Below are 25,349 nucleotides of genomic sequence, written 5' to 3'. Positions count from 1 at the left end.
GCGCAAAAGCTTCTATTTTGTTTTTGGATGAGATTAACGTCGTTAGGGAGAGGGTGAATTGATATTAGGAGCGCACGAACATCAATAGGGAGACGCTCAACCTCAATTAGATAACTCTCAGCTATCATTAATAACTTTTCTTACAGCGAGTGTTCTCATATTGATTCAATAGCCTGTCCAATTCTTGACTTAGACGGACTGTTTCGGGATCGTGAAGTCCTTTAGTCAAGCCGGAATCTATCATGCTCTCACGTAATTGTTTAATATTTTGATAAAGTTGCTCTTTCTGTCTGATGTTCATCACCTCAAGATTTAGTAAAATAAAGGGTTGAACATACCTTACCCGGTCATATTCATTTTAAAACTACCAAATCTATTATTCTTGAAACAAGACTTTCAATTGAATATACTGAAATTAACTCAAAACAGGAGGGGAAATGAATGCAACGTAAGATGTGTAAAGGTAAAATCCATCGCGCGACTGTAACGGAAGCGGATTTAGATTATGTTGGAAGTATTACGATTGATTATAAATTAATGAAAGAAGCCAATATCAAACCATATGAAATGGTGCAGATTACTAGTGTTCGCAATGCCACGCTATGGAAAACATACGCTATTCCAGCTCCAGAAGGCTCGGGTAAAATCTGCCTTAACGGACCACCAGCTCATTTATTCTCACCTGGTGACCTAGTAATTATTCTGAGCATGGGTCTGTATGATGAAGAGGAGATTAAAAAATTACAGCCTAGTGTTGTATTTGTCGACAAAGAAAATCAAATTACGAGTGTTGAAAAACATGATCTTCACTGGCCTGAAGAGGTAGAAGTGGAGTGATCAAAAAAATGGCCCAGCTAATGGGCCATTTTTTAATTGATCATAATAAGCCTTAAGCCACATGGCTAGTTTTTATTACTTTGGGTCATACATCCCATTCCTCTATTACGTTCTTACCATTTTTTGCCGAATTAAAAGGTAATTGAAAAATAACGTAGAATTTTGTCAACAAACCTAAAAGGAGGAGTGGTATGAATGAAGAAGATTTTTAGTCTAGTAATGGTAGCAATGTTTTTAGCAACGGTTCCTTTTTACGGAACTTTAGCAGGTGGAAACGGTGGTGAGTCGGATCAAGCTTTTGACAACAAAGTAGTGAAACGAGTCAAAGTCGATAATATCTATGACCACGTTTCGTACCTTTCTGAAGAGATTGGCCCAAGAGGAGCTGGGACTGAAGGTGAGCTACAAACGGTCGAATACTTAAAAGAACAATTTGAGTCTTATGGTTATGAAAATGTTCAAGTGCATGAATTTACGTTTAATAGCTTCAGCGGAGAAGAGATTACATCTTATAATGTTGAAGCGGTTAAAGAACCGATGAAAAATCATGATACAGGTCAGACTGTTGTTGTAGGTGCTCACCATGATTCAGTGCCGCACGGGCCAGGAGCTAATGATGATGCATCTGGTACAGCAGCATTACTAGAGTTAGCTCGTGTTTATGCAAATACACCGACTGACACGACAATTAAATTTGTCGCATTTGGTGCAGAAGAATATGGCTTATGGGGTTCTCGTAAATATGCAGAGGCGATGACTGAAGAAGAGGTGGAAAGTACTGTCGCTATGTTCCAACTTGATATGGTTGGAAGTGCTGATGCTGGCGACTTAGTGATGTTCACTGCAAATGGTGAGAAGAACATGGTAACGGACCTTGGTGCTGCAGCGGGCTCACGAGTTAGCGAATTAGTTCCTTATAGTGAACTTGGACGTAGTGACCATGTGCCGTTTCATAACTTAGGTATTCCAGCTGCATTATTTATTCATACACCACTTGAACCGTGGTATCATACTGAAGATGATGTTATAGAATATATTAGTAAAGATAAACTGAAAGATGTTGCAAACATCGTTGGAGCAGCCATTAACCAAATTACTCGTAAAGATACCCCAGCATTAGAAAAATCTGAAGTAGCTCCAGTACCAGTAGATTATTATTATGAAGAGCCTGAACTATAAAAAAAGAGGTGGATTCCAATTTTGGAATCCACCTTTTTAATGGGGAGATTATAACTTGCTCTTACTATACCCTGCCTCCTATTTTATAAACATATTATTTGTTTAATTCTATAAAAATTAGTAATTTTAATAGATAGACATATAAAGAAAGGTTGATGGTGATGAACGAGGTTACACAGTTATTAAAGAAACATACATCGATTCGTCTATATAAGGAGGATCAGGTGCCAAGCGAACATTTACATGAAATGATTGAAGCAGCTCAGCATTCGGCAAGCTCTAATTTTGTTCAGGCATATTCAATTGTTCGTGTGACGGATGCGGATAAAATTGAAGCCTTAGCAGACCTCAGTAATAACCCGAAACAAATTAATTCTGCTCCAGTTGTTTTATTGTTCTGTGCAGATTTAAAGCGTCTGGAGTATGCATGCCAAAAGCAAGGGGTTGAACTGACAACTGAAGGTTTAGAAAACTTTATTGTTGGAACGACCGATACATCCCTTTTTGCTCAAAACTTTGTTGTGGCAGCAGAGTCAATGGGATATGGTATTTGTTACATCGGTGGTGTGAGAAATAATCCGAAGCAAATCAGTGAGCTCGTTAATCTTCCAGATAAGGTTTACCCAGTATTCGGTATGACAGTTGGTGTTCCTGATGAAGAGCATGAGGTGAAACCACGCCTTCCAGTTGAGGCAATTTTGCATAAAAATGAGTATGATGAGTCTAAGTATGAGGAAATCATTAAGAACTATGACGAAACGATGAGTCATTATTATCAATCACGGTCAGCAAACAAGCGCCAGATCACATGGTCTGAAACAATGGCTAAGATGATGGGGCAGCCGCGTCGTAAGCATATGAGAGAGTTTGTTGAGTCGCAACAATTTGATTTGAGTTAAGGTAAAACGGTCCTACATGGGCCGTTTTTTTATTTGAAAAGTTTAACAGGGTAAGAGTTAAGAACGTAGTTAGAAGCACCATCAATAATAGAGAGAGTAAGTCGAAAATAAGTTAGAACTATATTACATAAAGTAATATTTATTAAATTTTCTAAAAAGTATTGATTTTTAAAAAATAGTCTTTTACAATTAACCCAAGTTATAAAAATGGAACATTAATTCCGTATAACGGAATACAAATAAAAGGAAGGGGGAGTTTTTCTAATGAAAAAATTAATAGAGATTGATGAGGCAATGGACCTTATCAAAAATGGAGATACGTTGTTAGTTGGTGGATTCGGAATGTCTGGAACACCATTAACTTTAATTGATGCCATTGCAAAGTCTGGTAAGCAAAACCTTACTGTTGTCAGTAATAATTTAGGTGAAGTGGGAAGAGGACTTGGAAAGCTCTTAGATGCAGGTTGCTTGAAAAAGGCAAAAGGTTCTTATTTTACAACAAATCGTGAGGCTGTACGCGCTTGGTCTGAAGGCGAACTTGAAATTGAGTTGATTCCGCAAGGAACTTTGGCAGAAGCCGTACGATGCGGTGGCGCTGGAATTGCCGGCTTTTACACGAAAACAGCAGCAGGTACTAAACTAGCTGAGGGTAAGGAAGAAAAAGTATTTGACGGAGAAACGTACATACTTGAACGTGCAATTAAAGGAAATGTTTCTATTATTAAAGGTTTGAAAGCGGATACATTAGGCAACGTCATTTATGATCACACGGCAAGAAACTTCAATGTCGGCATGGCAACAGCTAGTGATATTGTCATTGCGGAAGTTGATGAGATCGTTGAAACAGGTGAGATTCCTCCTGAGGATGTTGTTACACCACATCTATTCATTGACTACGTAGTACTTAATAAATACATCAAGAAAGGTGGTGTCTATGTTGAACAGTGATTTAAGAGTTAAGGTGGCAAAGAGAGTAGCTCAAGAGCTGAACGATGGTGATGTTGTCAATCTTGGTGTCGGAATTCCAACGCTCATTCCTGATTATTTAGGCGATAAAAAAGTTTATTTGCATTCAGAGAATGGTCTACTAGGAATGGGGCCGACGCCACCTGAAGATGAGATGAACATGGATTTAATTAGCGCAAGTAAGAAACCGATTACAATGGATGTAGGTGCTTCGTTATTTGATAGTGCAGACTCATTTGTCATGATTCGAGGTGGTCATATTGACATGGCCGTTCTTGGTGCTCTGCAAATTGATGAAACTGGTGAAATCGCGAACTGGGCCATACCAGGTAAAACTATTTTAGGTGTCGGTGGGGCAATGGATTTAGTAGCCGGTGCTAAGAAGATCATCATTGCATCAAGCCATTTGGCGAAGGATGGCAGCCCTAAATTTGTTAAAAATTTAACCTTTCCAAGTAGTGGGGCTAGAAAAGTAGATATGTTAGTGACCGAGCATGCGGTATTTAAGTTTTCAAACAATCAATGTGAATTGATTGAAATATTATCAGATATATCAATTGACGAGTTAAGAGACATCACAGAGGCGAACTTCACAGTCAATCAAGAATCTATGAATATATAAAAAAGGGGAGAAAAAAAATGAAAAAAATAAGCTTATTATTAGCAGCTATTCTATTAATGTTCGCTGTATTGGTTGGTTGTTCAGAAACAGATCCTAGTGAAGAGTCATCAGGTGGTTCTAGTGGGTCTGAAGGTGATGAAGAGAGCGTAGAAGTAGATACAAACGTTGAAGCAGCGGACGTTGAGGCTCCTACTGAATTTACATTTGGAGCTGCGACTGTAGGTGGATTTTGGTATACGTTAGCAGGTGCAATGTCAGATACGATGAATGAGTTATTTCCTGGTTCGTCAACAACAGTCGTTGAAGGTGGATCTGTTTCAAACTTACTAGGTTTAGGAGAAGGAACGTTTCATATTGGATTTAGTAATGGTCAAACAGTTCCGGAAGCATTAGAAGGTAAAAACGCTTTTGAAGAACCAATTGATAATGTTAGTACTCTAGCGACACTTTATCCAAACGTCTTCCATATCGCAGTTAGAGCTGACTCAGATATTCATACTGTAGAAGACTTAAAAGGTAAAATCGTTAGTCCTGGAATTAAAGGTTATAGTGGTGAACTTGCTTTTAAGGAAATTTTAGAACTAAACGATATGTCGTATGATGACCTAGAAGGCATTGAGTACATTGGAACAGCTGATGCTGCACAGTTATTAAGAGACGGACATATTGATGCGATTACTGGAATGTTAGCTGCTCCAGTATCAACTTATCAGGAACTTGATACAACATTAGGCATTCGTTTGATTCCATTAAAAGATGAAACAGTTGAGCAACTACATGCGGCTAATGAAGGTTACTTACCTTACACAATCGAAGGTGGCACATACGAAAATATTAAAGAGGATACGAATACTGTTGCGGGTTACACGGTGCTACTTGCCAATAACGATTTAATTAATGAAGATGTTGCTTATGAAATCACGAAAATGGTTGTAGAGAACAAAGATGCTTGGGCAAATATTTCTAGCGTCATGTCAGACTTTAATGCTGAATTTTCTGTAGAGAATAATGTTGGAAACATGCACCCAGGTGCTGAACGTTATTACAAAGAAATTGGTGCATTAGAGTAAGGCAGCCTTTATGAGGAGGTTATGTCATGTCAGATAAACAGAATAGTTTAGAACAACTAAACTTCAATGACAGAGAAGCGGTTGAAGCAGAGTCAGTGGTCAGACCAAAGCATAGGGAACTAGTTGGAGTTGCAGCAAAGGTTATATCCTTTGTTGCGATTCTTATGTCCCTTTTTCACTTGTACACTGCCTTGTTCGGGATCTTTGATTCAATTATGCAGAGGTCAATGCACCTAGGTTTTGCGTTAGTGTTAGTTTTTGCGATTTATAAACCTTCAAAAAAGTTATCGAAAAATGCGCCTATCCCTTGGTATGACTGGATTCTTATGGTCCTGTCAATAGCTTGTTATTCCTATTTCGTGGTCAATTCACAAGAAATTGCCTCAAGAATGAGTTACATAGAGAAGCTTACCACCTTTGAGATAGCGTTAGGTATTGTTGGAGGGCTTCTACTGATTGAAGCTACAAGAAGGGTTGTTGGAAATGCGCTAGTCATTATCATAGTAGCCTTTTTAGTGTATGGACTTTGGGGCCATCTTGTTCCAGGTGCACTCGGACACAGAGAATTTCCACTTATGTGGTTTATTGATCATTTGTTTTATACGACAACAGGTGTTTTTAGTACGCCTTTAGGTGTATCAGCTACCTTTATTTTCTTATTTATCTTATTTGGTAAATTCTTAGAAGTATCAGGAGCTGGTCAATTCTTTATCAATTTATCTGTAGCAGGTATGGGTAAGTATCGAGGAGGCCCAGCTAAAACAGCTATTTTAGCTAGTTCTATTCTTGGTACGATTTCAGGAAGTGCTGTAGCGAATACGGTCACAACTGGTGCTTTTACGATTCCTCTTATGAGAAAAACGGGATACAAAAAGCATTTCGCGGCAGCTATTGAATCAGTTGCTTCGACAGGTGGTCAAATTGTACCACCCATTATGGGCGCTTCAGCATTCATTATCGCAGCTTACCTCGGCATACCTTACATGGATGTTGCGATTGCAGCTATTGTACCTGCGTTACTTTACTACATCAGTTTATTTATTCAAGTTGATTTACGAGCACGAAGAAACGGATTGGAAGGACTGAAAAAAGATCAACTACCTAAGTTTTGGGAAGTATTTAAGAAAGGTTTTCTATTTTTCATCCCTCTAGTCTTAATTATTTATTTACTAGCAATAGGATCTTCACCTATGAAAGCAGGTTTATATGCGATTGTTGCGACTATTGTGATTGCAGCCATCAGTGCGGTACATCGTATTGGTCTTAAGAAAATTATAAACGCTTTAGACTTGGGAGCTAAAGCTGCACTTGAAACGGCTATTGCTTGTGCGGCGGCTGGTTTAATCATCGGTGTAATTGGTTTAACAGGGATCGGCCTTAAGTTTAGTAGTATTATTATCGACATTTCAGGCGGCGTATTATTACTAGCTTTAATCTTTACGATGATTACGAGCATTATTCTAGGAATGGGACTGCCAACGGTTGCAGCTTATATTGTGCAGGTTCCGTTAACGATTCCTGCATTAATAGAGATGGGTGTTAGCCCAATGGCGGCACACTTATTTGTTTTCTACTTTGCAACGTTATCAGCGATTACTCCACCAGTTGCTTTAGCAGCTTTTGCTGCGGCAGGTATTTCTGGATCTGAACCGATGAAAACGGGTTTAACAGCCATGAGATTAGGTCTAGCAGCTTATATTGTTCCATTCATGTTTGTTTATGGTGAGAATCTTTTATTAATTGGCGGACCATTAGAAACATTATTATCAGTTGTGACTGCGATTATCGGAATTATTGGTATTGCCATTGCGGCAGAAGGTTGGATGTTAAGACATTCATTCTGGTATGAACGATTAGTTTTATTTGCGGGTTCTGTCTGTATGGTGATTCCAGATTTATTTACAGATGCAATTGGTGTTGTGGTATTAGTTCTAGTTTATATTTTCCAAAAAAAGTTTAGGCAAGATTTACTCGTTAGACAGGAAGCTTCATAAGGGAGGAAATGGTTTATGCAGCAAATTACAGTTGTCGGTGCTGGTGTGATGGGAAAAGGAATCGCCTATGCTAGTGCCATTTCAGGTTTTAAAGTGTTTTTAAACGATATTAGTGAAGATGCTTTAACGAATGCTAAAAGTGATATTGAGAAACTGCTGTCAGGCAGTGCTGAGAGAGGTTTTATTACAAAAGAGCAGCATGAAACCGCAGCTCAGCATTTAAGTTATACGACTGATTTAACTGAAGCAGCAAAAGATGCTGACTTAGTGATTGAAGCCGTTTTAGAAAAAATGGATATAAAAATTAAAGTGTTCCAGCAGCTAGATGAGGTTTGTAAGAAAGAAGCGATTCTAGCCACAAACACATCAACGATGAGCCCGACTGAAATTGCGGCTCAGACGTCTCGCCCTGATCAAGTCGTGGCGATGCACTTCTTCAATCCAGTTCACAAAATGAAGCTGATTGAAGTAATCAAAGGTCTTGAAACATCAACTGAAACAGTCAACTTTGTTCGTGACATTACGGAAAAGTTAAACAAAGAAATGGTTGAAGTGAATGAGTTTCCTGGATTTGTAACATCACGCATGAACTGTTTAATCGGAAACGAAGCGATGAACATGTTGATGGAAGGAGTCGCAAGTGCTGAGGATATTGATAAAGCTATGAAACTAGGACTCAATCATCCGATGGGGCCGCTAGAACTCGCAGATTTAGTAGGACTTGATACAAGGCTTCGTAACATGGAGTACTTGCATGCAACATTAGGTGAAAAATATCGTCCATCACCATTATTAACTAAATACGTGAAAGCAGGACGTTATGGCCGTAAATCTGGTAGCGGATTCTATGACTATTCGTAAGGAGGAATCTAGTTGTCTACTTTTCAGAATATTGAGGTGAAACGTGACCAAGGAATCTTCTGGCTAACGCTAAATCGTCCGGACGTCCGGAATGCACTAGATCAAACGATGCTTAGGGAAATCGGTCTGGCAGTTCAAGAAGCTGAGGCTGACCCTGAAGTTAAAGTCATTGTCTTTAAAGGAGCTGGGGGCAAATCATTCGCTGCGGGCGCCGATATTAAGCAGCTAAGAGATCGTGAGCCTTTGGAAGCTTTAGTGCCAGGGATGCAGGGCTTGTATAGTCAAATCGAAAAGTCTACTAAAGCAACAGTTGCAGTCGTTGAAGGCTATGCCCTAGGAGGTGGCTGCGAGCTTGCATTAGCTTGTGATATCAGAATCGCAACGGAACGGGCTAAGTTCGGACTGCCTGAGCTTAACTTAGGAATAATCCCTGGTGCAGGCGGGACGCAGCGTCTTTCACGAATTGTTGGAAAAGGTCACGCGCTAGATATGATTTTGACAGGAAAATTTGTTAGCGGTGAAGAGGCTCATCGGATTGGGCTTGTGCAGTATAGCATTGCTAGCGATAATCTTAATGAAAAAATTAATGAAGTAATAGATCCGATTTTAAAGAAAGGACCTGTTGCGATTCAGCTTGCTAAACAGGCCGTGCATCATGGTTACGATCTATCAGGTGATGCGGCGATGTGGATTGAGAAACTATCACAGGCTGTGGCATTTGGAACAGAAGATAAGCATGAAGGAACGAGCGCTTTTATAGAGAAACGAAAGCCGAATTTTAATAACCGATAAAGGAGCTGTCAGCATTGGATTTTAATTTATCAGAAGATATCGAGTTTCTTAGATCAAATGTGCGTAAATTTGTTAGAGATGAAGTCGAACCATTAGCGATGAAAATTGAAGAAGATAATGAAATCCCTGAAGAGATTGTAGAAGCATCAAAAGAGATGGGACTGTTTAGCTTAAGTATTCCTGAAGAATACGGCGGATTAGGCTTAGACATGGTCGGCAAATGTGCGATTTATGAAGAACTTGGCAAAACGCATAATGGGTATACGACGTTAATTGGGGCCCATACCGGAATCGGATCGGTTGGCATTGTGGAACTTGGTACTGAGGAGCAGAAGAAAAAGTATTTACCCAAAATGGCAACTGGGGAATACATTGGTGCCTTTGCGTTAACGGAACCTAGTGCCGGTTCAAATGCGGCAAACCTCAAAACCACGGCGGTTAAAAAAGGTGATAAGTACATTATTAATGGGTCGAAACACTACATTACAAACGCGGTCGATGGCCAGGTATTTACGGTCATGGCAGTCACCGATCCTGAAAAAGGTGCTAAAGGCATCACATCTTTTATTGTGGAAAAAGATTTCCCAGGATTTCAGTTAGGCGCTGTTGAAGAGAAAATGGGACTCCGCGGTTCACATTCAGCTGAACTATTTTTCGAAGACATGGAAGTGCCAGAAGAGAATGTATTAGGCGAAGTGAACAGAGGTTACGTTAACGCGCTTAAAATTCTAGCAAATGGTCGTGCGGGCCTTGCTGCTAGAAACCTAGGTTCTTGCGAGAAATTACTAGAACATTGTTTAGAATATGCTAATGAACGTACCCAATTTGGCAAGCCAATTATTGAAATTCAAGCCGTCCAGCATATGCTATCTGAGATGACGATGATGATTGAATCATTACGTTCATTAACGTACCGAGTTGCTTGGATGACGGATCAAGGTAAGCGTGTGGTTAAAGAAGCGGCTATTGCGAAACTATACGGTTCTGAAGTTTACAACAAAGTGGCTGATCTCGCCGTGCAAATTCATGGTGGAATCGGTTATATGAAAGATTATCCTATCGAGCGTTATTTCAGGGATGCTCGTATTACTAAAATTTACGAAGGAACATCAGAGATTCAACGAAATATTATTGCTGGTGAGCTCATACGCGAAACACGTAAATAATGGAGGTGCTTGATGTGCAAGAAACGTATATTGTTGATTCGGTTCGAACAGCGGTTGGCCGCATGGGCGGTGCGCTCAAAACGGTTGAGGTTGATTTTTTAGCTGAAAAAGTCATTCGTGAAGCATTGAAGCGTACGAATCCGGAGCTTAAAGTTGACGAGGTCATTTTAGGTCAGGCAAAACAAAGTGCAGATACCTCGAACTTAGGTAGAGTAGCAGCTCTACGTGCCGGTTTACCTGAAGAGGTGACAGGTTATACAGTTCATCGCCAGTGCGGATCTGGGCTTCAGGCGATTAATAATGCGGATATGCAGATTAAGTTAGGATTGTCAGACGTTGTCGTAGCTGGTGGTGCTGAGAGTATGAGTACAGCACCATATTACATCCGTAACGCTCGCTATGGATACCGAGCTGGCAATGGACTTTTACTAGACCCGAATACAGAAAGTCAGCCTTGCTCTCAGCCTCGCGAAAAGTATGGTGATTTAACAATGGGTTATACGGCTGAAAATCTAGCAGAGAAGTACGGGATTTCCCGTCAAGAGCAAGATGAATTTGCTCATCGCAGTCAAGTTTTAGCCGATGAGGCGATTAAATCTGGACGCTTTGAAAAAGAGATTGTCCCTTACGAAGTGAAAGAGCGCAAACAAACTGTGGAATTTAAAATCGATGAACACCCTAGGCTGACGTCCGTTGAAAAGTTGAGCACACTACCAGCTGTGTTTAAAGAAGGTGGATCAGTGACACCTGGGAACGCTTCAGGGCGAAATGACGGCGCAGCAGCTGTCGTCATGATGAGCGGAGATAAGGTGAAAGAATACGGGCTAAAGCCTAAGGCCAAAATCATCGCTCAAGCTGTAAGTGGTGTTGGGCCAGATATTATGGGGATCGGGCCTGTTTACTCGACTGAAAAAGCTCTTAAGCAGTGCGGCCTTAAGATTGACGACATTGGGTTAATTGAACTGAATGAAGCCTTTGCTGCACAAGCATTGTCAGTCATTCGCGAAAGTAAAATGGATCCCGAAAAAGTCAACGTCAACGGGGGCGCCATTGCATTAGGCCACCCGATCGGCGCAACAGGTGCTATTTTAATGACGAAGCTCTTACACGAAATGGAACGACGCGGCGAGAAGTACGGCTTAGTAACCCTTTGTATTGGGGGAGGCCAAGGCATTTCAACGATTGTAGAGTATTTAGATTAGTCAGTGAGCCAGTAATGTGAGATTACTGGCTTTCTTATAACTGTTTATCGTCTGAGGTGAATTGTCCGTATATAACGTGGAAGTGTTCGCATTTTTGTGGAATCTGTCCGTATTAGGGCGAGATTTGTTTGCATTTCTGCGTGAAGTGTTCGTATCCGGGCGGAATTTGTTCACATATTTGAATGAAGTGTTCGTATCGAGTTGAGATTTGACCGTATTTCGAAGGAAACCGTTCTTTAATCTGCAAGTTATTCTTATTTAAAAGAAATTTAGGAGGGACACGGATGTCTAATCGACCTCACGTCATACAAATTTTGCCGATGTATTATCCAAAAGGTGAAGAAGTTTTAAATGAGCTTGCTCATGTGAAGAAGTTCGAGGAGTTTCGTGAAGATGAGATCATTGAGTATCTCAAGAGTCATCGTGTTGATGGTATTATTTTACGTGCACCTGCTCGGGTTACGTCTGCCATGATTGATGCAGCCAAAGATTTAAAGGCGGTCTCGGGTGCAGGAATCGGACTGGATAATATTGATGTCGAGTATGCTACGCAAAAAGGAATTAAGGTTTTACATGCTCCTAAAATTAACAGCCAGGCAACTGCTGAGCATACGATTGGTCTAATTTTCTCAGTTATGAAAAATATCGTCCCATTTCATGAGGAGATGAAAAAAGGGAATTTTGGTTATCGTGATGGTAAATTTACATACGAGTTAAAGGGAAAAACGCTCGGGCTAGTCGGGTTCGGTTCTATCGCGCAAAAAGTCGCTAGTATGATGAAAACTTCTTTTGATATGGATGTTCTAGTTTATGTGCGTCAAATCACGGAAGAACGCCATAAAATCCAAGAAGAGTTAGGTTATCAGTTCACAACTCATATTGAGGATGTTTTTAAACATGCAGATGTCACAAGTGTTCATATTCCGCTGAGTCCACATACTAAACAATTGATTAATAAAAAACATTTTGATCTTATGAAACCAAATGCTATTTTTATCAATACAGCAAGAGGCGGAGTGGTCAACCAAGAGGATCTGGCAACTGTACTCAAAGAACGAAAATTAATGGGAGCAGCGGTGGATGTCTATGACCCTGAGCCACCCCCATATGATCACCCTTATTTTGGATTAGACAATATTGTGATGACACCTCACATTGGTGGCATTAGTGAAGAAGCAGCAAGGGAGACGACAGAAACCATTGCTAGAAATCTTATTAAAGCTATACTCGGAGAAAAAGTTGAAACAATCGTTAATTAGAGAAGGTGAATAATTATGGAAGTCAATCCGTTTATTCGTGAGGGTTTTGAGAAAAGCCCTTTTTGGAATTTTGTTGGACTTGAATTGCATGAAGCTAATCCAGGTAATGTTAAATTAAAGCTGCCTATTAAAAATGAATTTACAAATGTTAGAGAAACGGTACACGGTGGTGTATTAGTTTCGATGGTGGACACGACGATGGGATTTACTTGTAAGTCTCTAGGTTTTGATGAAGTCGTAACACTCCAATTAAATACGAATTTTATTAAATCTGTCTTAGAAGGAACATTATTTTCAGAAGGAAAAATCATTTCACGTACACGAACAACAGCCATTGTCGAAGGGCAAATTTTTGATGAACAAGGTGAGTTGTTAGTACATGCCAATGGAACGTTTAAATTGATTAAAAAAGACTAATTATGTCAGTCGGAAGCCGGGATCTGTGTGTTATATTTTTATGCTGTCATGTTCATGTGCTTATATTATATCTTTCAAAACTTTGTGAATCACCCACTAGTTGAAGCAGTTTATATCGTAATATGTTTAATTGTATTCATTCTAGCTTTAATTAAATTACCTGTTAGAGCGAAAATGCTTACAAGCTTCTTATTTACATCTGGTGTGATGATTCATTTTTTCTATGGAAATAGAACTTTTGAATTGTTGGACGGAATAACACAGAATCTAGCATTATTATCTATTATATTATTGGCACCACTTATTTCGATTCCGTTAAAACAAGAGCGAATCATAGAGCGGCTCGTCAATAACTTAAAATATGTGATTGACGATTATAAACGAACGTACAAAAGTGTGTTTTTGTTAGTATTCATACTGTCTCCTATACTAAATATGGGCTCCTTACGTATTGTTCATAGTTTTATATATGATTTGAAAATTCCTAACCGATTACTGTCAAAGGCTTATTATAACGGGTTTACACCTGCAATCTTATGGTCTCCTTTTTATGCATCAGTTGGGATTGTCTTAGTTACAGCTGATTTGTCATTTCAATCATATTTACCGATTGGTTTAAGTTTTGCAACAATCCAAGTACTGTTGGCATGGATGTTGTTTAAAGGTTTTTCAGCCAATGTTAATTCTAGTAAAATAAAAATAAACGGAGCATTTTGGCTGTTTGTTTTATATGTCTTCATTATTTTATTATTACTTGTTGGACTTGAATTATTGACAGGATGGTCGATGTTACTATTAGTAAGTATTTTATGTCTATCAGTTCCGCTTATATATCAGTTAATAAGGTTTAATAGTCAAGAGTTTCTTTCAGAAATTAAAGCGTATTCGAGACAGGTTAAATCTTTTTCAAGTATGGAAGTCGCATTGTTTCTAAGCGCTGGTTTATTTGGCAGTGCACTCCTCCATACACCAATTGATGATCTGTTAAGAAATGCGATTTTGTGGTCATCAGAAAAGTCATTGGTTATCTTGTTTTTATTTATTATTTTATTTGTAACAGTCTTAGCAATGGTTGGCATACACCAAATCGTTAGTGTGCCAATTGTGTTAACTGTTCTCTTAAGCTTAGATCTTCAAATGAGTATGATGAGTGCCGCGTTTATGTGTATTTTTACTTGGATGTTGTCGGCCTCGATTAGTCCTTTGAACGCTTTAAATATCATTATTAGTTCATGTGTTCGAACAAATGGTATTAGAGTGGCCTATCAGTGGAACGGTTTATATTTTATCACCATCACGTCTGTAGCAATGATTTATGTTTATGTTATAAATGTTATTTATTAGGATTAGAGATTTGAGGGGTATTCATGAGTAAAAGCTTAGTTAAAGCTATTAATCTATTAGATTGTTTTAAGGATCAGCCAACCCTTACGCTAATGGAATTAACCGAAAAATCAGGTCTTCCAAAAACAACGGTCTTTAGATTAGTCAGTTCACTTGAAGAAGCGGGATTAATTATTAAAGATCGAAATGGAAATGTGGAAGTGACCTACCGTCTTGGGTTAAAGCTACTACAGTATGGAAATGTCGTTAAAGAAGGGCTAGAAATTAATAAAATCGCATTACCTCATATGAGGGAACTAAATGACGATTTAGACGAATTGGTCCATTTAACAGTGTCTGAAGGGAATCAGGCAGTTTATGTTGAAACTATTGGTAGTAAAAAGCCTGTTCGTTTAGTCGTAAGAGTGGGGCAGCGCGCGCCTTTATATGCAGGGTCAGCACCTAAAGTTTTATTGGCATACAAAAGTGAAGAAGAGATCGATGATTATTTAAAAGGTGTTGAACTTAAAAAATTAGCACTTAACACGCTTACGGATGAAGAAGAAATTAAAGCAGGCTTAAAGGTGATTTACGAAAGAGGCTATTCTATTAGTCGATCTGAACATTTTAAAGATACGATCGGTTTTTCAGCGCCTATTTTTGATTACAACGGAAAAGTAGTAGCCGCTTTAGGTGTTAGTACACCTATGAGAGAATTGACTGAGCAGGATGAGGATACGATTTTATCAAGCGTCATTGAAAACAGTTTAAAAATATCAAGAGAACTCGGGTATGAGGGGTAAAGGCGATCTTAATAGGATCGTCTTTTTATTGTGCACAAAAAATCCAACAGGTCGTTACCCCGTTGGAGATGTTTAAGGGTAATATTGTGAAGTGAATTATTTGGATAAAGCTTGCTCTATTTTATGACCTAAATCATGGTCGAGGGATAGAAGCGGAGCAATGCGATCGAAGTTGTCAGATTGGTAGAGTTCGGACACTAAGTTACTTTCAACTCCAAATGTTAGTAGCATATAAAGCTCTCTTTTTAATGTTGCGTAGTACCTTTGTTCAGATGGACTCATCCATGCCTCGCAAAAATAATCATAAAGGTAATATTCGCATTTCAGTTGCCTGTTTTTATTTTTAATAATGCCAAGACCGGCACTAAAGGCAGTTGACGTATTAACTGGATGCGAATGAATGCGAAAAAGATGGTTATTGATGCTAAATTCATTGATGATTGGATACAGTGCTTTAAAAGGTTTGCCCGTTTGCATCAGGTGAGCTAACAATACCTCATAGTCCAAACGGATCAATTGAGTGTGGGTTATATTCGCATACTCATAGTACGGGACAAACTCAGAGCCAGTATCCACCATGTGGCTTACATTTACGTAATCCACATTTGGAACGAGTTTACGTTGTGGCTTAAAGCTTTTTAGCATGTCCATGTTTAATACCCACCTCTTTCTAAAAATTTAGACGCCAAACAAGCGAGGGGAGGTTCACCTCCTTTCCAAATATTGTCGAATTTTCAGTTTTAAACGTATTTTAACACGTTTAACCAATTAAGTAAACAGTATATTTAGAAAAATCAGATAATTTGTATTAGACGCGCACGAGCCATCGCGTCATACGTTTAATTCAACGGCAAATGGAAACAAGACTCATGCTTACGCGAACAAAATTCACGCCAATGCGGACAGTTTGATTTAAGATACGGACAGTTGGCGAGGAAATGCGAACAGAAAGTCGCAAGATACGGACAGTTGAGTCGGAGATGCGAACAAAAGTCGTCGTGACGCGAACAGTTCCCCTAGAAAAGCGAACAAAACCCGCTCACGTCCCATCGTGAGCGGGTTAACTTCTACGTCAGATAATATATTCCAACCATTAGTATATAAAAAACACCATATAAAATGATCGTGAATTGCCAGTTCATTTTCAGGCCAACATGGACGGAGTTGGTGCCAGTCAAGTTTCCGACCATTAGGTTTGTTGCGGACAGTGGCGAGATGAGGATCGTGAGCATCCAGCCTGTCAGTAATCCGATACTTAACAGCAAATGATCACCCTCGAACATCGGACTTGAACTCAAAGTGATGGCCAGGGCTGTGTTCGTTATGATCGGGTGCACGCCAATAAATGATAGTAAGTTCACGACAAGGGCTAGGACTGGAATTAATATTAATAGATGGTTAATACCACTTGCCTCAATTAAGTAGATAATCCATTCGCTGGCGCCTGCATCTAATATGGCGACGCCGAATACGCCCGCAGCGATAAACAGGGATAGTTCATTTCCCATTTTAGGAAGCCGGCCCTGAGTATAGTCCACTAATTCTTTTCCGAATTCTTTCGGTGACTGATAAAAGAGTGACCATATAGTAGACACGATGATCGCCATAATTGGGATGATGGTTAATACTGATAAATCCACAAAGTGTTCGATGGTCATCGTGATGACGGTCATACCGATGATGATTAATAAAAGTTCAAATAACTTACGCTTAGCTGTTTCAATAGAAATGTTCTCGTCTGACTCTACGATTTTTATTGGTTCGCTAATCGATCCCATTGTAAAAAGGCCTAAGATGAATCCAGCTAGGGCAAAAGCGAACCCGAACGGGAATAATTCAACCCAAGTCACATTAAAGTAAGTTAAAATGAGAGCGATTGAAATGAAATAAGGCGACCATAAAAAGCTTAGTGAGAACCCTCTTGTCAGCGCTCTGATTCGGGTATCGCGATAATCAATAAACGAAGATGTTTCGGTCAAATGGTACATAATTGGAATCGTACCCAAATTCATAACCGACCCAATACCTAATATCGATATTTTTAAATACGTATAGAGTTGTTTGGATGTTTTAACATAATGATTAAAAATGGCGTTCATGTAGTCTAAGTACTGACCATTTTTAATTGGAAGGGAGATTAATGGAACGAAAAGAAAAATTGCCAGTAACCCTACATTTTCTCTCATCCCGTGAAATAATTTCATGAGCCCGCTTCCGTTTAGTAAAAAGATAACACTTAAAATCAGCAACGTGCTTATAAGTATCATCGGAGTTTTACTTAAATAAGGTATGTAAGACATCACCGTAATCGTCGCAAATAGACTAACCAGAATTGGAAGCAGGTCTGAATCGATAAATTGTGATAATAAATAGGTAAACCCCATTAGTAATGCAAAAAGGGGTCTAATGATGATCCACTTCATGTTGATACGTCCTTTTACTGTTTACTTTCATTATAGGGGTTTGAAAGTACACTGTCATATTTTTGTTAATAGTTTTGATAGAGATCTTGAATGTATTTAGGGTTGGGGTCGTCTTGTACTAGCGAAAAATGCACATCTATTTGTTTGCGCTTAGGAAATTTCACGAGTCCTTCTTCGGCAAGTTCGTTTAAAACAGTAGAGACAGACTCACGGCTTGAACCAATCATGTTGGCAAGTTCCTGCTGGGTGATGGGTAAGGTGATGGTGTAGAACTCTTGGTCATGTGATGGTCTATTGTAACGGTCGTAAATCATTTGAAGCAGGTGAATGACTTTATCCTTGCAGTGATCTAGTGCCATGACTTTAAGGCGTTCTTCCCGTTCTTTTAGCCGATCACTTAATGTTTCTAAAGCTTTGTGCAATAAAATAGGGTATTTGTTTGCGAGTGCCATAAAACTTTCCTCATCAACTGTACAAAAGTGCGTTGGCTCGATCGCTTCTACATAAACATTATCCATATGTAGTGAAAAGGATCTCATTTTACCAAAGGTACTTCCTGGACCTAATAGGCTGCACGTGAACTGTTTTCCTTCGTCGTTAATGGTATACAATCTCACGGAGCCTTCTTTGATAAAACCCAACTCATGCTTGGTGTTGTCAGGCGTTCGTATGACCTCATTACGATTATATCTTGCATGTTTGATGCATCCTATGAGCTCATTGCTCGCAGGAGGTGCGACATGTTCAAGAAATCCGATTTTAGATAAGTACCATAGTTCATCATATTTCATCAAATTCTCCCCCTAAAAATATGACTTAATGTTAAGTACTTAACAGAAGTTTTCGTTATTTTAGAATAGTATATCAATTAGAAGAAAAAAATACCAGTTGTTCTAGAAAAGGCAAACCACTTGAAAGAGTGGGACGCAAAGCTGGTGGTCTAAGGGTCTGGGGGTGGCCTATGATAGCACAGCTGCCTCTGATCATGTGGGGAGGAGTACAAACGGTGTCAGTTCGGGAAAAAAGTGATCAGTTGTTAGACCGAGAGTGGGTGGAATTACTTAAGGAAGCTAGGGAGCTTGGGTTATGCTTGGAGGACGTTAAACAATTCATTGAGCAAAAACGTCAGTTGTAATATTTTCCTGTATAATCTTAACAACATTTCAGGTCACCTTCAATAAGATGAAGTAAAGTTCATTTTTATTGGAGGTTTTTTTGTGGCACAAACTCCTGTTATTATTGATACAGATCCTGGCATAGATGATTTTATGATGTTGTTGGTAGCGCTCATTCATGAAAAATTGGATGTTCAATTAATTACAACTGCCCCTGGAAATTTAGAGCAGAACCAAACATATGAAAATGCACTAAAAATGGTGAGTTACTTAGGTAAGGAGATTGAGGTTGCTCGAGGTTTAAATAAGCCAATTTTTAAGTCACTTGAGACAGCACCAGATTTTCATGGCGAAACAGGTACGGGAAATGTGGTTTTTCCTAAATCTAATTTTCCTGGAAGTATAAGAACAGCGATATCAGCGATGTATGATGTCATCTCTAAATCGGATGTGCCAATTACCATTGTGACGAGCGGGCCGTTAACGAACGTCGGCTTGTTGTTAAGTACCCATCCTGAGTTAAAGTCGAATATTAAAAGGATTTCGATGATGGGCGGTGCGGTGATGGGAGGTAATGTTATTCCGACAGCAGAATTTAATATTTATGCAGACCCTGATGCTGCGGAGTTAGTTTTTAGGTCCGGCGTTCCTGTCATCATGAGTGGCCTTGATGCGACGAGGCAAGCATTTTTAACGGAACCCGAGCTTGAGAACATTCGTGCAATTAATAGTGATTTATCCGATAAGGTCTACCGAATGCTGAAGTTTTACCAGGAAGCATCTATGGGTTCGCCTTTTAATGTGACTTACTTTGAAGATGTAGTCAGGCTCCATGATGTGTGCGCTGCAGCCTATATTATTGACCCGAGTCTATTTAGTGGTAATTTTTATTATGTTACGGTTGAACGTAACTCACCTTTAACCGCAGGTACGACCTTTGTTGATTACTTAGACACATTAGGAAGGCAGCCAAATGCCTACGTACTTCATGATGTGGACCGGGAAAGGTTAGTCGATTTGTTTATCGATTCGATCCGAAGCTATGAACTTGCATAGATGTGAGAATTCTTGTATAATGCCCAATTGTGTGTTTGAGTTTTAAAGAAAGGGGCATTCGATGAGTTTTCCAAGGTTATTAGAGCTTGAAGCTGAACAGACTCAAGAGGAGCGACAAGCTGAACTTGAGAACATGGAGTTCCAAGTTCTTCGAATGCGTGAAAATATAAAGGAAATCTCAAAGAAATATGACATTGTTGGCATTGACCAAACAAAGCAGGATAATTGGGTGATTGTGTTTAAGGATGCTGATGATGAGAAGGGGCAGCTGATGGTCAATGATTGCGCAGGACCATTTAAAGGCCACTGGGATTCCTGTATGCAGCTTGAATTTAAAGATGAACAAACCGTTCATATTGCCGATATAAAAGGGCCTGAGGATCAAGGGTATGGGTCTATTTTAATGAATTATTTAAAAGATTTAGTCAAAGAGTTTAACTATCAATATATTACAGGTGATTTAGTTGAGCGTGATTGGGATCATTTAAATCGTCTGACGTATTTTTATGAAAAGCATAATTTTAACGTCAATGTGGATCCCAATCAGCAAAAAGGCGAAATCATCTGGCATGGAGACCTCTAGAGGGGTCTTTTTTTGTAGAGAAAAAGCGACCGATAATTTTCCAAAACTGATTGATAAAATTCTAAAAGTGACCGATAAACTTCCCAAAGTGACTGATACGCTTTGACGGACAACTTACATTAGATGAGATTTCATCAATAGTTTGATAAAATGATGGACAACTAATGGCACCGAAAGAAGGATTAACATGGGAGAGTCGGCCTATTCGTTTAGGGACGGGCGGTTTTGGCAGTTGTCACTAGGGTTAATGCTGGCATCTGTTTTTATCTTTTCAAACCTTTATATTATCCAGCCTATTTTACCTATTCTAGCAAAAGAATTTGGAGTATCAGCAACTGAGTCGAGTCTATTATTTTCCGTTGCATCGTTTTCACTTATGATTAGTTTGCTTGCGTTTGGATTTGTTTCGGACCGAATTGGACGAATTGGCATTTTAAAGTGGACGATGTTGTTATCGGTCGTGCCACTCTTTTTAATGCCATTGGTTGATTCGTTTTATGCACTCGTGTTTTTAAGGTTACTAGTCGGGATCTTTTGCGCAGGCCTTCCAGCTGTTGCCGTTGCCTACATAACGGAAGAAGTTGCAGCAGGCAGCCGCGCTTTAGCGGTCACGATTTATATCGCAAGTAACGCTCTTGGCGGTATGGCAGGCAGAGTCTTTGGCGGTTTCTGGGCAGAGGCTTATACCTGGGAGTCAAGCTTTTATGTGTTAGGTGTGTTTGGACTTGTCATATCCCTATTGTGTTTAGTCGTATTACCTAAATCAAAATCTTTCACTAGTTCAAAGCAGCCCTATTCGCAGGATTTAAAAGGGATGTTTATTCATTTGAAAAATCCACTGCTGATTTATGCTTTTATTTTCGGAATGATGATTCAAGTGAGCTTTTCGGGGATTTGGGTGTACTTGCCTTTCTACTTGGAAGGTGATCCTTTTTTCTTATCCATTCAAGTGATCTCGCTCTTGTTTTTAACGTACTCAATGGGTGTCATTGGCTCGCCTATTGCAGGAAAACTAGCGGACTTATATGGAACGGTTCGCATTTTATTTAGCGGTTTAATAATCATGGCGACAGGAGTGTTGATGACCGTCATCTCAAATGTGGTCGTGATTATCCTCGGGCTTGCGGTCATGTGCCTCGGCTTCTTCACAGCTCATTCGCTTACTTCGTCTTGGGTTGGTGCAACCGCGAAACATCACAAGAGCGGAGCGACGAGTATCTATTTGTTTAGTTATTATATTGGTGTAACCGTAGGCGGGACTGGTGTTGGCGTGATTTGGACACAGTTTGGCTGGAATGGCGTTGTGTTCGTCGCCGTTATTTTGCCTCTATTATCTGGATTGTTCTTTTATCGAAATGCAAAAAAGGCCCCGCTCTGAGTTAGAGTGAGGCCATTCCTTTATCAGTTAAAACATATTCTTCGTTTACTTCTTCAATATAACCTGCACCTTCAAGCTCGCGCAATGCACTTCTGACCTTAAAAACGGGCAGGTTAACTTTTTCTCTGATTTGATCAACATTGCCTGAGTTCTCAATTGCGGTCAAAAACAGTTCGATTTGCGAAGGTGCGAGTGTCGTTTCATTTTTACCACAAGGCATTTGGGCTCACCTGGCTTATAACTTTTTCTTTGCTAAGTACCAGTCAATCACTTCAACGCTATCATCATTTGCGCGTTCTTCAGCTTGCTGCTGTGAAGCTGGTGGTGGTACTAAAACGTCATCGCCTTCAGTCCAGTTAGCAGGCGTTGACACCTGGTGTTTAACCGTAGTTTGTAGTGCTTTGACTAAACGAACGATTTCAGCCATGTTACGACCAGTCGTTAGTGGGTAGTAAATAATAGACTTGATCACTTGCTGATCATCAATAACGAACACAGCACGGCTTGCTTCAGTGCCGCTATCGTTGGGATGAATCATACCATATTTAGTTGCTACTTCTTTGCTTAAGTCTGCAATAACAGGGAATTCAATTTTGGTATTAAAGTTCTCCTCAATGTTACGTACCCACGCAATATGAGACTGAACACTGTCGACACTTAATCCTAATAACTCAGTGTTTAATTCTCTTAATTCAGGATAAATCTCCTGAAAGGCTACGAACTCTGTTGTGCAAACTGGTGTAAAATCTGCTGGGTGAGAAAACAACACCAGCCATGATCCTTTGTAGTCCTCTAATTTAACAGGTCCTTGTGTTGTATTCACTTCAAAGTTTGGAGCTTTGTCCCCAATTCTAGGTAAGCTTATTGGATTTTGTTGTTCTTCTGACATAAGTGATTCCTCCTTAAATTATAATTCCTATAAGTTTAGTATGATTTATTATATTCTAATCATAACAAAAATGAACCAACATTCCAAAATGATTTGCAATAATTTTTGAAATATTCTCAGTGTACTAATTTTGTGCGAAGTATCTCATAACGTCATTTAAATGATTTATATTTTTTTATTTATATACCCATATTATGAAGAGGATAAACTCAAGGAGGTTAAATATGTCTGAAGAGAATAGTCAACATAGTGGGGCAAGGCCAGAGATGAAGGAGCATGGTGTGATCGTCAAACGTAAAGGGGACGACTGGATTGTCCATCTAATTAATCAAGAGAATGATCATGAAACTTTTGCGACTGAAAAAGAAGCACTCAAGCGAGCAGATGAGATCTCAGATGAATATGAATCGTATGTCCAAGTTCGAGGTGAAGACGGGGATATTAATGAGAATTTTAATTATGATGATGTAAAAGAGTAAAATTTTGCGTACTAAAATTTTCTATATATGATAGTATATAGAAAAAAGGGTGAGGACGCATGGGGTTATTTAGTAAATTGTTTGGTAATGAAAAGCAAGAGGAGAAGAAGCCCGATTGTACAGGCCGCTTATTTGTACTCATGGTTTATAAAGAGCATATCGGCGATTCAGATGAAGAAATTAATGCGTGGATTGAAAGTGGCGACGGAGAATGGGTTATGGACTATAAGTCAGTCGATCAAATGGGGCCAACAGGGTTAGATGATGCTAAGCGAGACCGAGTTCCCGTCCCTATTTCTTATGAGTATCCAATTTATTTTGTCTATGATTCGCATGATGAAGGCTTTCATAATCCACTATTTTATTCAGCGAAAGAAGATGAAGTTGCTAAATTTATTGAAGAGTATGAAGCGTCATATGAGATTGAATAAAAGCGTACCCGCGATTGTGTGCGGGTACGCTTATTATTTACCACCTTTATAGCCTGTCTTGAAGATTTCCTGAACCCTGTGTGTTGTTACGTAGGCATCAGGGTCTATCTTTTCTATAATTTTTCTTAGCTGAACGATTTCGCGTTTATTGATCACGATGTAAAGGACCTCTTTATTAAGGTTGGAATAACCTCCGCGACCTTCTAGAACGGTCACGCCACGAGCCATTCGCCTTGTAATGTCATCGAGTACGCGCTCGCCTTCCCCAGAAATAATCATAACGGCTGTTCGCTGGCTAGCCCCTTCAACGACAATATCAATGACTTTCGACCCTACATATACCGCTATCAACGTATACATTGCTTTTTCCTGGCCGATGACAAAGGCTGAAGCCAAAATAATGAGGACATCAATAAATAAAATAGTCGGTCCTACATCCCAGCCAACTAACTTGTTTAACATTTTGGCAAGAATCGTTGTACCACCAGCCGTGCCACCTGAGCGGAACATCAAGCCGATTCCGAGCCCGACGAATATCCCTGCAAATAATGCGGCAAGTAATGTGTCACCTACGATCTCATGACCCCAACCTTCTGTTATATAAAGGAATAAAGATGATATTCCGAAAGCTAAGATGGTATAAATGGTTGCTCTTTTAGTGAAAAATCGGTACCCAAGTGCGAGTAAAGTTGCATTAAGTAAGAAGTTCATTAATGCAGGGGACCATTCAAAAAGGTAATACGTAATAATGGTAATCCCGATGACGCCGCCTTCTGATAGCATATTGGGAATAGCAAAATAGTTAATCCCAAATGCAAAGGAAAATGAACCAAATAAAATAAATAATAAGTCCTTAATGTTGCGGTACATGGAATGCCCCCTGTCTAAGAGTAGTCATTTTTATTTTAGCAATGTTTGAAGTTAGTTCAAAGTGGAATAGCTAAAGTATAACAGTTTGGAGGTGTTCATATGCCTTATGATCGAAAAGATTACCCTAGTTCATTGAAAAACTTAAATGAAGCGACGCGTTTAAAAGCCATCGAAATTATCAATGCCATGCTTGAAGATGGCTATGATGAAGACCAGGCCATTCCGATTGGGACTGAGCAGGCTAAAGAGTGGTATGACAACGCGAATGACCAGGAAAGACAAGAGATGCGTGATAAATCAGCCAAGGAGCTTAAAGACCATGATGACCATAGCAGTCGCCCTGAACTCATGGAACGGGGTGTGATGGTTATTAAGCACGATGATGGCTGGGCTGTTCAAACCAAAACAGCTGATCAAGCGTCGGATGTGTTTGACCAGAAGGATGAAGCAGTGAAACGTGGACGTGAGATTGCGAAGAATAAAGGAACGTATTTAGAAATTCAGGACTCAGACGGAAATGTGCAAGAAACCCATTCATATGAGGATGAGTAAAAATCCGCCACGTGGTGGATTTTTATTTCTTGCTTAAAAGTTCAGAGCTTTACTAGACAATTTTCTTGATTTACTAGACAATTTCGTGAAAATACTAGACAAAATCCGAAATTTACTAGACAATATCGCAAATTTACTAGACAATTTCGTAGTTTTACTAGACAATTTTAGCAACTTACTAGA

The 25,349-nt window shown here is 39.4% G+C and carries 29 protein-coding genes and 1 riboswitch; of the genes, 22 read left to right on the top strand and 7 right to left on the bottom strand.

Translation table 11 applies throughout. The annotated features are described in order from the left end of the window. Positions 1–127 precede the first annotated feature (127 nt). A complete protein-coding gene (locus ACFSW4_RS09505) occupies positions 128–301 on the bottom strand; it encodes an aspartyl-phosphate phosphatase Spo0E family protein (protein WP_279401269.1) in 174 nt (57 codons plus the stop codon). Between the two features lie 140 nt (positions 302–441). Between ACFSW4_RS09505 and panD the strand changes: the two genes are divergently transcribed. From panD to ACFSW4_RS09430, 15 genes are all read left to right on the top strand, one after another. After that, positions 442–837, top strand: coding sequence for an aspartate 1-decarboxylase (gene panD / locus ACFSW4_RS09500; RefSeq protein WP_054751882.1), 396 nt, complete (start codon positions 442–444; stop codon positions 835–837). A gap of 195 nt (positions 838–1,032) precedes the next feature. Beyond that, positions 1,033–2,016, top strand: coding sequence for a M20/M25/M40 family metallo-hydrolase (locus tag ACFSW4_RS09495; protein ID WP_054751881.1), 984 nt, complete (start codon positions 1,033–1,035; stop codon positions 2,014–2,016). 161 nt (positions 2,017–2,177) lie between these two features. Then, positions 2,178–2,915, top strand: a complete 738-nt coding sequence (gene nfsA / locus ACFSW4_RS09490) for an oxygen-insensitive NADPH nitroreductase (protein WP_054751879.1) — start codon at positions 2,178–2,180, stop codon at positions 2,913–2,915. Between the two features lie 264 nt (positions 2,916–3,179). After that, positions 3,180–3,863: a CoA transferase subunit A gene (locus tag ACFSW4_RS09485; protein ID WP_377328896.1), complete on the top strand. Its 684-nt coding sequence runs from the start codon at positions 3,180–3,182 to the stop codon at positions 3,861–3,863. After that, positions 3,850–4,503 (top strand): 3-oxoacid CoA-transferase subunit B, encoded by a 654-nt coding sequence (locus ACFSW4_RS09480; RefSeq protein WP_377328894.1) that lies wholly within the window; start codon positions 3,850–3,852, stop codon positions 4,501–4,503. The genes ACFSW4_RS09485 and ACFSW4_RS09480 overlap by 14 nt, the downstream gene beginning before the upstream one ends. Positions 4,504–4,520: 17 nt before the next feature. Then, the gene (locus ACFSW4_RS09475) at positions 4,521–5,573 is read left to right on the top strand and encodes a TAXI family TRAP transporter solute-binding subunit (protein WP_377328892.1); all 1,053 of its coding nucleotides are present in this window, start codon (positions 4,521–4,523) and stop codon (positions 5,571–5,573) included. Between the two features lie 26 nt (positions 5,574–5,599). Further along, positions 5,600–7,567: a TRAP transporter permease gene (locus ACFSW4_RS09470; protein ID WP_377328890.1), complete on the top strand. Its 1,968-nt coding sequence runs from the start codon at positions 5,600–5,602 to the stop codon at positions 7,565–7,567. Between the two features lie 15 nt (positions 7,568–7,582). Further along, positions 7,583–8,428, top strand: a complete 846-nt coding sequence (locus ACFSW4_RS09465) for a 3-hydroxyacyl-CoA dehydrogenase (RefSeq protein ID WP_054751876.1) — start codon at positions 7,583–7,585, stop codon at positions 8,426–8,428. A 12-nt stretch (positions 8,429–8,440) separates the two neighbouring features. Continuing rightward, positions 8,441–9,220, top strand: coding sequence for an enoyl-CoA hydratase/isomerase family protein (locus ACFSW4_RS09460; RefSeq protein WP_054751874.1), 780 nt, complete (start codon positions 8,441–8,443; stop codon positions 9,218–9,220). A 14-nt stretch (positions 9,221–9,234) separates the two neighbouring features. Next, on the top strand, positions 9,235–10,386 hold the full coding sequence (locus ACFSW4_RS09455; RefSeq protein WP_377328888.1) for an acyl-CoA dehydrogenase family protein: 1,152 nt from the start codon (positions 9,235–9,237) through the stop codon (positions 10,384–10,386). A 14-nt stretch (positions 10,387–10,400) separates the two neighbouring features. Next, positions 10,401–11,588 (top strand): thiolase family protein, encoded by a 1,188-nt coding sequence (locus ACFSW4_RS09450; RefSeq protein ID WP_377328886.1) that lies wholly within the window; start codon positions 10,401–10,403, stop codon positions 11,586–11,588. A 284-nt stretch (positions 11,589–11,872) separates the two neighbouring features. Next, positions 11,873–12,847, top strand: a complete 975-nt coding sequence (locus ACFSW4_RS09445; protein ID WP_377328884.1) for a hydroxyacid dehydrogenase — start codon at positions 11,873–11,875, stop codon at positions 12,845–12,847. A gap of 15 nt (positions 12,848–12,862) precedes the next feature. Then, entirely contained in the window at positions 12,863–13,264 is a 402-nt protein-coding gene (locus ACFSW4_RS09440) for a PaaI family thioesterase (protein ID WP_377328882.1), read from the top strand. Between the two features lie 27 nt (positions 13,265–13,291). Next, on the top strand, positions 13,292–14,608 hold the full coding sequence (locus ACFSW4_RS09435) for a hypothetical protein (RefSeq protein WP_377328880.1): 1,317 nt from the start codon (positions 13,292–13,294) through the stop codon (positions 14,606–14,608). Positions 14,609–14,631: 23 nt separating this feature from the next. Further along, positions 14,632–15,390, top strand: coding sequence for an IclR family transcriptional regulator (locus ACFSW4_RS09430; RefSeq protein ID WP_054751864.1), 759 nt, complete (start codon positions 14,632–14,634; stop codon positions 15,388–15,390). A 96-nt stretch (positions 15,391–15,486) separates the two neighbouring features. Here the strand turns inward: ACFSW4_RS09430 and ACFSW4_RS09425 are convergent, their stop codons facing one another. From ACFSW4_RS09425 to ACFSW4_RS09415, 3 genes are all read right to left on the bottom strand, one after another. After that, positions 15,487–16,041 carry a hypothetical protein gene (locus tag ACFSW4_RS09425; RefSeq protein ID WP_054751862.1) on the bottom strand — a complete coding sequence of 185 codons (555 nt, stop codon included), beginning with the start codon at positions 16,039–16,041 and terminating at the stop codon, positions 15,487–15,489. Positions 16,042–16,457: 416 nt separating this feature from the next. Continuing rightward, positions 16,458–17,813, bottom strand: a complete 1,356-nt coding sequence (locus ACFSW4_RS09420) for a hypothetical protein (RefSeq protein WP_377328878.1) — start codon at positions 17,811–17,813, stop codon at positions 16,458–16,460. A 65-nt stretch (positions 17,814–17,878) separates the two neighbouring features. Beyond that, the gene (locus tag ACFSW4_RS09415; RefSeq protein ID WP_054751857.1) at positions 17,879–18,604 is read right to left on the bottom strand and encodes a Crp/Fnr family transcriptional regulator; all 726 of its coding nucleotides are present in this window, start codon (positions 18,602–18,604) and stop codon (positions 17,879–17,881) included. A gap of 100 nt (positions 18,605–18,704) precedes the next feature. Beyond that, positions 18,705–18,794, top strand: a riboswitch (cyclic di-GMP riboswitch). On the opposite strand from ACFSW4_RS09415, the gene ACFSW4_RS09410 reads away from it, so the two are divergent. From ACFSW4_RS09410 to ACFSW4_RS09395, 4 genes are all read left to right on the top strand, one after another. Continuing rightward, positions 18,775–18,948, top strand: a complete 174-nt coding sequence (locus ACFSW4_RS09410) for an anti-repressor SinI family protein (RefSeq protein ID WP_377328876.1) — start codon at positions 18,775–18,777, stop codon at positions 18,946–18,948. Its footprint overlaps the riboswitch before it by 20 nt. 82 nt (positions 18,949–19,030) lie before the next feature. Then, the gene (locus ACFSW4_RS09405) at positions 19,031–19,984 is read left to right on the top strand and encodes a nucleoside hydrolase (RefSeq protein WP_054751855.1); all 954 of its coding nucleotides are present in this window, start codon (positions 19,031–19,033) and stop codon (positions 19,982–19,984) included. A gap of 61 nt (positions 19,985–20,045) precedes the next feature. Then, on the top strand, positions 20,046–20,567 hold the full coding sequence (locus ACFSW4_RS09400) for a hypothetical protein (RefSeq protein ID WP_054751853.1): 522 nt from the start codon (positions 20,046–20,048) through the stop codon (positions 20,565–20,567). A 187-nt stretch (positions 20,568–20,754) separates the two neighbouring features. Further along, positions 20,755–21,945, top strand: a complete 1,191-nt coding sequence (locus tag ACFSW4_RS09395) for an MFS transporter (RefSeq protein ID WP_377328874.1) — start codon at positions 20,755–20,757, stop codon at positions 21,943–21,945. A 1-nt stretch (position 21,946) separates the two neighbouring features. Here the strand turns inward: ACFSW4_RS09395 and ACFSW4_RS09390 are convergent, their stop codons facing one another. Beyond that, positions 21,947–22,165 (bottom strand): winged helix-turn-helix domain-containing protein, encoded by a 219-nt coding sequence (locus ACFSW4_RS09390; RefSeq protein ID WP_054751849.1) that lies wholly within the window; start codon positions 22,163–22,165, stop codon positions 21,947–21,949. A gap of 15 nt (positions 22,166–22,180) precedes the next feature. Further along, positions 22,181–22,834 carry a peroxiredoxin gene (locus ACFSW4_RS09385; RefSeq protein WP_054751847.1) on the bottom strand — a complete coding sequence of 218 codons (654 nt, stop codon included), beginning with the start codon at positions 22,832–22,834 and terminating at the stop codon, positions 22,181–22,183. Between the two features lie 224 nt (positions 22,835–23,058). On the opposite strand from ACFSW4_RS09385, the gene ACFSW4_RS09380 reads away from it, so the two are divergent. Further along, on the top strand, positions 23,059–23,313 hold the full coding sequence (locus ACFSW4_RS09380) for a DUF2188 domain-containing protein (protein ID WP_054751845.1): 255 nt from the start codon (positions 23,059–23,061) through the stop codon (positions 23,311–23,313). Between the two features lie 59 nt (positions 23,314–23,372). Further along, positions 23,373–23,744, top strand: a complete 372-nt coding sequence (locus ACFSW4_RS09375; RefSeq protein WP_054751844.1) for a hypothetical protein — start codon at positions 23,373–23,375, stop codon at positions 23,742–23,744. A 33-nt stretch (positions 23,745–23,777) separates the two neighbouring features. Here the strand turns inward: ACFSW4_RS09375 and ACFSW4_RS09370 are convergent, their stop codons facing one another. Then, positions 23,778–24,614: a YitT family protein gene (locus tag ACFSW4_RS09370; RefSeq protein ID WP_377328872.1), complete on the bottom strand. Its 837-nt coding sequence runs from the start codon at positions 24,612–24,614 to the stop codon at positions 23,778–23,780. A 99-nt stretch (positions 24,615–24,713) separates the two neighbouring features. On the opposite strand from ACFSW4_RS09370, the gene ACFSW4_RS09365 reads away from it, so the two are divergent. Continuing rightward, positions 24,714–25,166 carry a DUF2188 domain-containing protein gene (locus ACFSW4_RS09365; protein WP_054751840.1) on the top strand — a complete coding sequence of 151 codons (453 nt, stop codon included), beginning with the start codon at positions 24,714–24,716 and terminating at the stop codon, positions 25,164–25,166. The last annotated feature ends 183 nt before the right edge of the window (positions 25,167–25,349 follow it).

It is taken from the genome of Piscibacillus salipiscarius, assembly GCF_042685285.1.
Lineage (GTDB): Bacteria > Bacillota > Bacilli > Bacillales > Alkalibacillaceae > Piscibacillus > Piscibacillus salipiscarius.
The sequence above is the reverse complement of the archived record's forward strand: the minus strand, read 5'-3'. Positions and strand labels throughout refer to the sequence as shown.

Excerpts from the sequence above, each read along its gene's own strand:
- ACFSW4_RS09505 (WP_279401269.1), bottom strand. The coding sequence starts at position 301 with ATGAACATCAGACAGAAAGAGCAACTTTATCAAAATATTAAACAATTA.
- panD (WP_054751882.1), top strand. The coding sequence starts at position 442 with ATGCAACGTAAGATGTGTAAAGGTAAAATCCATCGCGCGACTGTAACG.
- ACFSW4_RS09495 (WP_054751881.1), top strand. The coding sequence starts at position 1,033 with ATGAAGAAGATTTTTAGTCTAGTAATGGTAGCAATGTTTTTAGCAACG.
- nfsA (WP_054751879.1), top strand. The coding sequence starts at position 2,178 with ATGAACGAGGTTACACAGTTATTAAAGAAACATACATCGATTCGTCTA.
- ACFSW4_RS09485 (WP_377328896.1), top strand. The coding sequence starts at position 3,180 with ATGAAAAAATTAATAGAGATTGATGAGGCAATGGACCTTATCAAAAAT.
- ACFSW4_RS09480 (WP_377328894.1), top strand. The coding sequence starts at position 3,850 with ATGTTGAACAGTGATTTAAGAGTTAAGGTGGCAAAGAGAGTAGCTCAA.
- ACFSW4_RS09475 (WP_377328892.1), top strand. The coding sequence starts at position 4,521 with ATGAAAAAAATAAGCTTATTATTAGCAGCTATTCTATTAATGTTCGCT.
- ACFSW4_RS09470 (WP_377328890.1), top strand. The coding sequence starts at position 5,600 with ATGTCAGATAAACAGAATAGTTTAGAACAACTAAACTTCAATGACAGA.
- ACFSW4_RS09465 (WP_054751876.1), top strand. The coding sequence starts at position 7,583 with ATGCAGCAAATTACAGTTGTCGGTGCTGGTGTGATGGGAAAAGGAATC.
- ACFSW4_RS09445 (WP_377328884.1), top strand. The coding sequence starts at position 11,873 with ATGTCTAATCGACCTCACGTCATACAAATTTTGCCGATGTATTATCCA.
- ACFSW4_RS09440 (WP_377328882.1), top strand. The coding sequence starts at position 12,863 with ATGGAAGTCAATCCGTTTATTCGTGAGGGTTTTGAGAAAAGCCCTTTT.
- ACFSW4_RS09430 (WP_054751864.1), top strand. The coding sequence starts at position 14,632 with ATGAGTAAAAGCTTAGTTAAAGCTATTAATCTATTAGATTGTTTTAAG.
- ACFSW4_RS09425 (WP_054751862.1), bottom strand. The coding sequence starts at position 16,041 with ATGGACATGCTAAAAAGCTTTAAGCCACAACGTAAACTCGTTCCAAAT.
- ACFSW4_RS09420 (WP_377328878.1), bottom strand. The coding sequence starts at position 17,813 with ATGAAGTGGATCATCATTAGACCCCTTTTTGCATTACTAATGGGGTTT.
- ACFSW4_RS09415 (WP_054751857.1), bottom strand. The coding sequence starts at position 18,604 with ATGAAATATGATGAACTATGGTACTTATCTAAAATCGGATTTCTTGAA.
- ACFSW4_RS09410 (WP_377328876.1), top strand. The coding sequence starts at position 18,775 with ATGATAGCACAGCTGCCTCTGATCATGTGGGGAGGAGTACAAACGGTG.
- ACFSW4_RS09400 (WP_054751853.1), top strand. The coding sequence starts at position 20,046 with ATGAGTTTTCCAAGGTTATTAGAGCTTGAAGCTGAACAGACTCAAGAG.
- ACFSW4_RS09395 (WP_377328874.1), top strand. The coding sequence starts at position 20,755 with ATGGGAGAGTCGGCCTATTCGTTTAGGGACGGGCGGTTTTGGCAGTTG.
- ACFSW4_RS09390 (WP_054751849.1), bottom strand. The coding sequence starts at position 22,165 with ATGCCTTGTGGTAAAAATGAAACGACACTCGCACCTTCGCAAATCGAA.
- ACFSW4_RS09385 (WP_054751847.1), bottom strand. The coding sequence starts at position 22,834 with ATGTCAGAAGAACAACAAAATCCAATAAGCTTACCTAGAATTGGGGAC.
- ACFSW4_RS09380 (WP_054751845.1), top strand. The coding sequence starts at position 23,059 with ATGTCTGAAGAGAATAGTCAACATAGTGGGGCAAGGCCAGAGATGAAG.
- ACFSW4_RS09375 (WP_054751844.1), top strand. The coding sequence starts at position 23,373 with ATGGGGTTATTTAGTAAATTGTTTGGTAATGAAAAGCAAGAGGAGAAG.
- ACFSW4_RS09370 (WP_377328872.1), bottom strand. The coding sequence starts at position 24,614 with ATGTACCGCAACATTAAGGACTTATTATTTATTTTATTTGGTTCATTT.
- ACFSW4_RS09365 (WP_054751840.1), top strand. The coding sequence starts at position 24,714 with ATGCCTTATGATCGAAAAGATTACCCTAGTTCATTGAAAAACTTAAAT.